A 7,593-nucleotide genomic window follows, 5' to 3' on the forward strand; every position below is an offset into this window, starting at 1 on the left:
GTGCACGTGCGCGGGGCGGGTAGGCGGCGGGAAGAGACGGTGGCTTCGCGACAACCGAGGAGGACGCCATGGCCCTCTACCACCAGCACCACTCGCCCGTCCCGCAGGAAAGGCGGCATCTGTTCCGGCAGGGGATCCATGACCAGGTGCTCGGCATGGTCATGCTCGTCGCGGCCGTCGCCCTCTGGGCGTATCCGATGGCCATCCACGACGGCCCCAAGGACGCACAGGTCAACGAGGCCGTCGTCGGGACCGTGCTGACCCTCGTCGTCGGCAGGCGGCTCTACCGGGGCGGCAGCTGGCGCTCCGACGTGGTCATCGGCCTGGCGGGGCTGTGGATGATCGCCTCGCCGTTCGTGCTGAGCCTGCAGAAGACGGCGGTGGACACCGGCAGCACGATCCTCGACCTCGCCATGGGCACCGTGCTCGTGCTGGCCGCGGCGCTGTCCCTGCTGGTACTGCGCACCGACCGCCGGGCGAACGACACCGAGTCCGGGCAGCGCCTCCCGGCGTCCACCCGACGCCGCCCTTAGTCAGCCATGGGGCAACGGCGGCGCGAGGCGTACGACAGGGACGGGCAGGGGTCGATCATGATGAAACGCGCACTGTGGCAAGGACTGGTGGCGGGCACGGTCGGTGTGAGCGTCATGACCCTGGGCGAGAAGGTGGAGCAGCGTTTCACCGGCCGCCCCGACTCGTACGTGCCTGCCAGGGTCTTGCAACGGCTGACGGGCCTGCCCGAGCGACGGGGCCGCCAGCCGTCGGCCTTGAACTGGGCCATGCACTTCGGTCAGGGCGCCGCGCTGGGGGTGCTGCGCTCGGTCATGGCGCAGGCGGGTCTGCGAGGCCCGTGGTCTTCCGCGAAGTTCGCCGTCGTACGGCTGACCAACGACCAGATCCTGGAGAACGCCACCGGCGTGGGAGCTCCGCCGCCGACATGGCCGAGGAAGGAACTGGTGGTGGACCTCCTCCACAAGGCCGTCTACGCCTTCGCCACCGGAATCGTCGCCGATGCCCTGGCCGAGCGCGACGGCCCCGGCCCCGGTCAGGCGCACGCCGCCCGGCGCCCGGGCCGGCACCAGCACGTCGGCCCGCTGCCCCGCGAGCAGGCGTACGGCCGGTAGCTGGGCGCCCCGGGGCTGATCCGGACGCCGCGGGTCATGCAGCTCCACGGCCACCGCGGCGTTCGCGCCGGGGCCACCCGTGTGGGGCGGGTGGCCCCGGCTTCTGCACCGGCTTCAGCCGCCGTCGGCCATGGTGCGGCGGATGGCGTCGCGTGCGCGGTCGGCGACGGCTGCCATGGGGCCGAGCGTCAGGTTCGCGGTAGCGCTCTGGATCCCGGGGTGGGGATGTGTCGGCGCGACCGCCTCCGCCGCCTTCACGGCCTTGGCCATCAGCGCGAGCCGGGCCTGCGATGTGGTGCGGCGCAGCTGGGCGAATTCGTAGCGCTCCTCGGACCGCGCGTGGATGAGGACGGCGTTGCGCAGGGAGAGCAGGGCGGGCATGAACGCGGGATCCGAGGTCTCCATGTCCTCCAGGGCGGAGAGCTTCTCCTTGGCGGCCTTCTCCTCCGCGAGCCGCTCCTCCACCACCTCGGTGCCGCCCTCGAACGCGGAACGGGCGTGCGGGTGCACCACTTCCTCTTCGGCCGTCTCGTGCACGGACAGCAGCTGGAGCAGACGCCGGAACGCGTCCGTGCGCTCCTCCCCCCGGGCCGCGCGGACCTCGTCGAAGAGGCTGTGGATCTGACCGTGCTGGCGCATCAGGAGCGCCACCACGTCTTCCCCGGCCGCCGGGTCGCCGGGCTGGGCCTGCTCGTCCATCGCGCCCTCCTTCGCACCTTCCTTCGCGCGGTCCATCGCTGCCATTGCGCCGTCCTTCTTCCCCGCCATCAGGCGCGCTCGGATGCGACCGGGTGCGGGCCTTCGCTCTCCACCCGGTAGTCACGCTCGAACATCTGCCGGTGCTGCTCCACGACGCGGTCGCTGGGCGGCCTCTCGCCGTCGTGCAGGCGCTGCTGCATCTGCTCGAACCGCTCGTGGGCTTCGCGGACGTAGCCGGCACCCAGCGTGGTCACGTCGATCTGGGTGGCGAGCAGCTCCCGCAGGTACTCCTTGTTCGGCTCGAAGGTCAAGACGTTCGGGAGGGCGGGTGCGAGGATCTCCTCCGGTTCGCGGCCGTCGTGGCGGCGCATCAGGTCGCAGGCGATCCGCAGGTGCTCCAGCTCCATGTTCAGGTGCAGCTCCCAGAGCGCTTTCACCTTGGGGTGGCTCTCCTGCTCCATGAAGGAGTAGTACAGGTAGCACTCGTTGTACTCGTGGTTGACCAGTTGCTCCCACCACGTCTCGCCCGGGTCGACGAGGGACTCGTAGTGGGTGACGTGCTCCTCCTCGATCAGCCCGATCTCCTGGTAGAGCTGCCGGGCGATCGGCTCCATGTAGGTGGGGCCGGTGTTCATGTAGAAGTTCATCGTCTGCTGCTCCGCCGACAGGACCGTCAGCGCGTGCAGCTTGGACAGGGGGTTGGTGGTGGCCTTGTCGTAGGGGTCACGCACGTTGTCCACCGGGTGCCGGTGGTGCATCCGGGTGGGACGGCCCGGCATGACCTCCGTCAGGCCGTCGACGATCGACTCGGCCTTGCGGTGCTCGATCATCTCGTACAGGTTCGCGTACCGGTACAGGTGGTCGAAGTCCTCCAGCACACCGAACTGGTAGGCCTGTTGCAGATACGGGTCCGGCTCCATGCGGGCGATCCAGGAGGTGAGGTCGACGGCCACCTGCTCGTAGGCGATCGTCGTCTCCAGGACGGACGAGACACCGGGCAGCAGCCAGTTGACGGCCTTCTGCTGCTGCGCCTCGACGTAACGCACTTCGGCGAGCTGCCGCTTGACCTCCGGGTCGGGGCAGTGGCGCGCGAACTGGTGGCTGAACATGATCGCCTCGACCTCGATGCCGTTCATCGTGATGACCCGGCAGCGGGTGTAAGGGTCGGTGGCATCGGGGTCGATCGGCGAGACGTTCAGCTCCCGCCAGCTGCGTACCTGACGGTCCAGCGGGATACCGCGCTGCTCCAGAGGATTGAACGTCATAAGGCACCGGCCTTCGGTAGACGGACGGATGGGGACATGTGGGCCATCCTTCCCCGCTTCGGCGTCCACATCCGTGGCCCACGCGCGGGCACTTGCGTGGCTCACCCCATCAGCCCTGCCATCAGCCCTGCCCGCCCCCGTGCGCGTCCACCCGCACCCTGTCCGTGACGGGCCGCCGCCGGGCCCACGCCCGTCCGGTGGCGGCGTACCACTGGACGGCGACGGTGAGGGCGAGGGCGAGCCCGGCCAAGTCGCCGCCGTAGTACATCAGCTGCGCCCCCAGGTGCCGGTCCGCCAGGGCGAAGGAGGTCCCGGGAGGCGGCGCCGCGTACAGGCTCTTGGCGAGGACGGCGTGGGCGGTCCCGGCGGCCAGCAGCGTGGCGGCGCGCAGGGGCAGGCCCGCCGGGTGGCGTACGGGGTCGAGCCGGCAGACGGCGAAGGTGAACAGCAGTCCGGCGGCCAGTACGTGTGCGTGCACCACCGCCTGGAGGAGCGGCCGGTGCTGGGTGGCCGCGAACAACGGGGTGCGGTAGAGCAGCCACAGGCCACCCACGTCCAGGAGCGCGGCGACGGGAGGGGCGATCAGCAGGGCGGCGGCCCGGGAGTGCGCCGCGGCCAGCAGTCCGCGGCGGGTCCGGCCGGGCCGGAGACTTCGCAGCACCAGCGTGAGCGGGCGGGCGAGGACGAGGAGCAGCGGGGCCGCCATACCGGTGAGGAGGTGCAAACCCATGTGCGCGGTGAAGGGGCCGCCCGGCAAGGGGCCCGCGGCCGCCCAGAGGAGCGCGGCGCAGCCGGCGCCGAAGGACACGTCACGCGGCCACGGCCAGGCGTCCCCACGGCGCCTGAGCCGGGCGGCGGCCAGCAGGTAGGCGGACGCCGCGAGCAGCGCCGCCGCCACCGTGACCCATGCGGCCGGGTCCACGCCCGTGCCGGCCGGGCCGGGGTGGAGGTGGGCAGGTGTCACGTGGGGTCCTCCCGTGCGGCACGGCGGTGGGCGCGCAGACCGAGACCGCAGCCGACGAGCAGGAGTACGGCACCGCAGGCGTTCCAGGCCCAGTCGTACGGGGTGACGTCGACGCCGTAGCGGATCTGGTGCAGGCGCAGCAGCTTGTGGTCCACGATGCCGTCGAACAGCTGGAAGGCTCCCGTGCCGGTGACGAAACCGGCCCACGCGTGCGGCGCCGACAGCGCGCGGCGCCGGCCGAGGTCGGCGTACAGGAAGATCCCGGCCACGAGCGCGAGGAGTTCCGCCGTGTGGAGGAGACCGTCGGACAGCAGGCCCACGGCCGGGGTGGAGCGGTCGTAGAAGTGGTGCCAGCCGAGGATCTGGTGGAAGACGATCTCGTCCACGGCCGCCATCACCGCCGCGCCGATGAGGGCGCACACCGCCGCCGACCGCCCGCCTTCACGGCGTGCGCCGGGGGCCACTGCCGCGGGGCCCCTCATCGCCGTGGTGCGGGCCGGCCGGCCCCCGCTGCGCGCCGGGCTTCGGGTGTGGTCCGGCGGTCGGTACGGAGCATCGGCGGGGGAAGCGGCGAGAGGCGGCAGACGGAGTCGTGGCCGCGGGCCACCCGGTCGTCTCCCGCTCGGGCGAAAGCACCGCTGCGAAGGCTCCGCCGTAGGGACGGCGTGATGATCGACATGACGACCTCCTGTCGGGGTGGGCCGGTACCTGCTCGTCGTGGGCCGGGGGCCGAGGACCCCTGCGCGGAGCGCCTTCCCCCGGCCGCGGCGCTCATGCTGTGCCGGCGGGCGGCCGGGTCTCCTCAGGCAGTGGTCAGGCGGTGGTGTGCGCGGTGCAGTGGGTGGGGTGCATGCGTGTGTGGCCCACCGCGCGGGCTGGAGGGGAGCCGGCCAGGGCGGGGCGCGAACGGCCGTGATCAGCTCGCCGTACCGCCCGCCACGGCGCGCGTACGGCCCGGTGTGCCGGGAACGGCCGTTTCCCGGCCGGTACCGGGGGCAGGCGCCCCCGAGGAAGCTCGGCTCTCACGGGGAGGACACGTGAAACGGTCGTATCGGGTGATGCTGTTGGGTGCCGGGCTGGGCGCGGGTGTGGCCGCGGCCCGCAAGGCCCGGCTCCACGAGGCCTGGCGGAAGGACGACGATGACCGCTGGCTCGTGGTGACCGTCAACCGTGCGCCGACGGACGTGTACGTCGACGGCGCACCGCCGGCGCCGCTGGACCGGTTGGGCGACAGGCTGGAGGCGCGGGTCCGCCCGGCGCCTGGTGACCGCGGCACCGAGCTGGCCGTCCGGCTGCGCCAGCCGGAGGGCCAGCCGAAAGCCGCCTCGCTGCCCGCCAGGCTCGCGGGCCGGGACCCGCGGCAGGAGGTCCGTACCGCGCTGCGGGAAGCCAAGGCCCTCCTGGAAGCCGGTGAGGTCATGCGGCCGGACTCGCCGCCCACCGAGACCGGAGGGACCCCTGCCGGCCGGCTCGTCGGTATGATCAGCCGCCGCTCCGGTGGGGAGGGAGTGCTGTGAAAGCCCTGTGCTGGGAAGGCGTCAACAAGCTGTCCGTCGAGCAGGTGCCCGATCCGGAACTGCGCAACGAGCAGGACATGCTCGTGCGGCTGATCGCCGGGACGACCTGCGGCTCGGACCTGCACCTGATCGGCGGCTACATCCCGGCCATGCGGTCCGGGGACGTGATCGGCCACGAGTTCATCGGCGAGGTCGTCGAGGTGGGCCCGCAGGTGCGGCGCCACCGGGTGGGCGACCGGGTGGTCGTCTGCTCCTTCGTCGGGTGCGGACGGTGCTGGTACTGCGCGCACGACCTGTGGTCCTTGTGCGACAACACCAACACCAACCCCGGGATCGGCCAGGCCCTCTTCGGCTACGAATCGGCGGGCATCTTCGGCTACTCGCACGCGATGGGCGGACTGCGCGGCAGTCACGCGGAATACGTGCGGGTCCCCTTCGCCGATTACGGGGCCTTCACGATCCCGGACGGAATCGACGACACCAGCGCCCTGTTCGTGTCCGACTCCGTGCCCACCGGCTGGATGGGGGCGGATCTCGGGGGCGTCGAACCGGGCGACACCGTCGCGGTGTGGGGTTGCGGCGCCGTCGGCCAGATGGCGGCCAGGGCGGCGATCCTGCTCGGAGCGGAGCGGGTCATCTCCATCGACCGCATCCCCGAACGCCTCGCCATGACCGAGCGGTTCATCGGCTCCGAGACCATCGACTACACCTCCACCGACGTGGCCGCCGAGCTGCGCGAGCGCACCGGCGGCCGCGGACCCGACGTATGCATCGAGGCGGTGGGGCTGGAAGCCCACAGCGACGGCCCCATGCACCTCTACGACCAGGCGAAGGTGCAGCTGCGCATGCAGACCGACCGGCCGACCGCGGTACGCCAGGCCATTCACGCCTGCCGCAAGGCGGGCACCGTCTTCATCCTCGGTGTCTTCACCGGCGCCGTCGACAAGTTCCCCCTGGGCGCGGTGATCAACAAGGGCCTGACGGTGCGCGGCGCCCAGATGCACGGGCAGAGGTACATACCCATGCTCCTGGAACGCATGGCGGCAGGAGAGCTCACCACCTCTCACCTCGCCACGCACACGGTGTCGCTGGACCAGGCGCCCCGGGCCTACGACATGTTCAAGTACAAGAAGGACGGATGCGTACGCGCCGTCATCCGCCCCGACGCCTGAGGGACCCGTACTCGTACTCGGGCTCCCACGGGGCGGAACCAGCGGCCGTGTTGGCAGCCGGCTCGGCAACCGGGCCGGCCGTGCGCGGACTCGCGCCGGCCCCGGCCATCCACAGCTTCCCGCGTTAGGACAACCCTCATGCCCCTCTCCATCGCACGGCAGAGCCCCGAACAGCTCGGCGGACAGGCCAGCGTCCTGGCCCGCCAGCGCCGCGACCACGCCGAACTCGACCGGCTCATGAACCTGTACACGCACGGCAGCCGCAGCGCGTCCGAGCGCCGGCAGATCCTCCACGACATCATCCAGCTCACCTTCAGCCACGCCTTCGCCGAAGAGACCGTCCTGTGGCCCGCCCTGCGACGCCTGGCGCCCGACGGGGCGGAGCTCACCTCACGGGTGGAGGAGGAACACCAGGAGATCAACGCCCTCGTGGCCGCGATCGAGTCCACCGATCCGGGCGACCCCCGGCACGAGCAGTGGGTGGAGGCGGCGTTCGACCTCATCCGGCAGGACATCCGGGACGAGGAGGACCTGCTGCTGCCCCGGCTCCAGGAGGCCATGGGCAACGACCCGGCCCGGCTGCGGCGCCTGGGCACGGCCTGGGAGATCGTACGCCGCACCGCGCCGACCCACCCCCACCCGGCGGTCTCGCGCCGTCCGCCCGGCAACGCCCTGGCCGGGCTCCCCCTGAGCCTCTTCGACCGGGCCCGTGACCTGCTGCCCGCCGCCCCTGGCCACCTGCCGCAGCGCCGCCTCGTCGCGGGAGCGCTCACGGCGGTGCTGGCCGCCTGGGGGCTGCGCGCCGCGCTGCGCCGCAGGCGGTGACATCGCGCGGGGTGGGCGGTCCTGGAC

The 7,593-nt window shown here is 72.1% G+C and carries 9 protein-coding genes; 5 read left to right on the forward strand and 4 right to left on the reverse strand.

Annotated features, from left to right (window positions below; translation table 11 throughout):
• Positions 1–68: 68 nt before the first annotated feature.
• Complete coding sequence (locus ACWDX7_RS26480) at positions 69–533, forward strand: SPW repeat domain-containing protein (RefSeq protein ID WP_451489549.1); 465 nt, start codon at positions 69–71, stop codon at positions 531–533.
• Positions 534–590: 57 nt separating this feature from the next.
• Positions 591–1,124, forward strand: a complete 534-nt coding sequence (locus ACWDX7_RS26485) for a hypothetical protein (protein ID WP_451489550.1) — start codon at positions 591–593, stop codon at positions 1,122–1,124.
• Between the two features lie 114 nt (positions 1,125–1,238).
• Here ACWDX7_RS26485 and ACWDX7_RS26490 read toward each other — a convergent pair whose 3' ends face one another.
• The 4 genes from ACWDX7_RS26490 to ACWDX7_RS26505 form a co-directional block, all read right to left on the reverse strand.
• Positions 1,239–1,823, reverse strand: a complete 585-nt coding sequence (locus ACWDX7_RS26490; protein WP_451489685.1) for a hemerythrin domain-containing protein — start codon at positions 1,821–1,823, stop codon at positions 1,239–1,241.
• A 68-nt stretch (positions 1,824–1,891) separates the two neighbouring features.
• Complete coding sequence (locus ACWDX7_RS26495) at positions 1,892–3,088, reverse strand: hypothetical protein (RefSeq protein ID WP_451489551.1); 1,197 nt, start codon at positions 3,086–3,088, stop codon at positions 1,892–1,894.
• A 121-nt stretch (positions 3,089–3,209) separates the two neighbouring features.
• On the reverse strand, positions 3,210–4,052 hold the full coding sequence (locus tag ACWDX7_RS26500; RefSeq protein ID WP_451489552.1) for a cytochrome c oxidase assembly protein: 843 nt from the start codon (positions 4,050–4,052) through the stop codon (positions 3,210–3,212).
• Entirely contained in the window at positions 4,049–4,534 is a 486-nt protein-coding gene (locus ACWDX7_RS26505; RefSeq protein ID WP_451489553.1) for a DUF2243 domain-containing protein, read from the reverse strand. Before ACWDX7_RS26505 ends, ACWDX7_RS26500 begins: the two co-directional genes overlap by 4 nt.
• Before the next feature lie 555 nt (positions 4,535–5,089).
• Here ACWDX7_RS26505 and ACWDX7_RS26510 point away from each other — a divergent pair.
• The 3 genes from ACWDX7_RS26510 (at position 5,090) to ACWDX7_RS26520 (ending at position 7,566) form a co-directional block, all read left to right on the forward strand.
• Entirely contained in the window at positions 5,090–5,569 is a 480-nt protein-coding gene (locus tag ACWDX7_RS26510) for a hypothetical protein (RefSeq protein ID WP_451489554.1), read from the forward strand.
• Positions 5,566–6,741: a zinc-dependent alcohol dehydrogenase gene (locus ACWDX7_RS26515; protein WP_451489555.1), complete on the forward strand. Its 1,176-nt coding sequence runs from the start codon at positions 5,566–5,568 to the stop codon at positions 6,739–6,741. Before ACWDX7_RS26510 ends, ACWDX7_RS26515 begins: the two co-directional genes overlap by 4 nt.
• Positions 6,742–6,879: 138 nt before the next feature.
• On the forward strand, positions 6,880–7,566 hold the full coding sequence (locus tag ACWDX7_RS26520; RefSeq protein WP_451489556.1) for a hemerythrin domain-containing protein: 687 nt from the start codon (positions 6,880–6,882) through the stop codon (positions 7,564–7,566).
• The last annotated feature ends 27 nt before the right edge of the window (positions 7,567–7,593 follow it).

The organism is Streptomyces sp. NPDC003034, assembly GCF_053591375.1.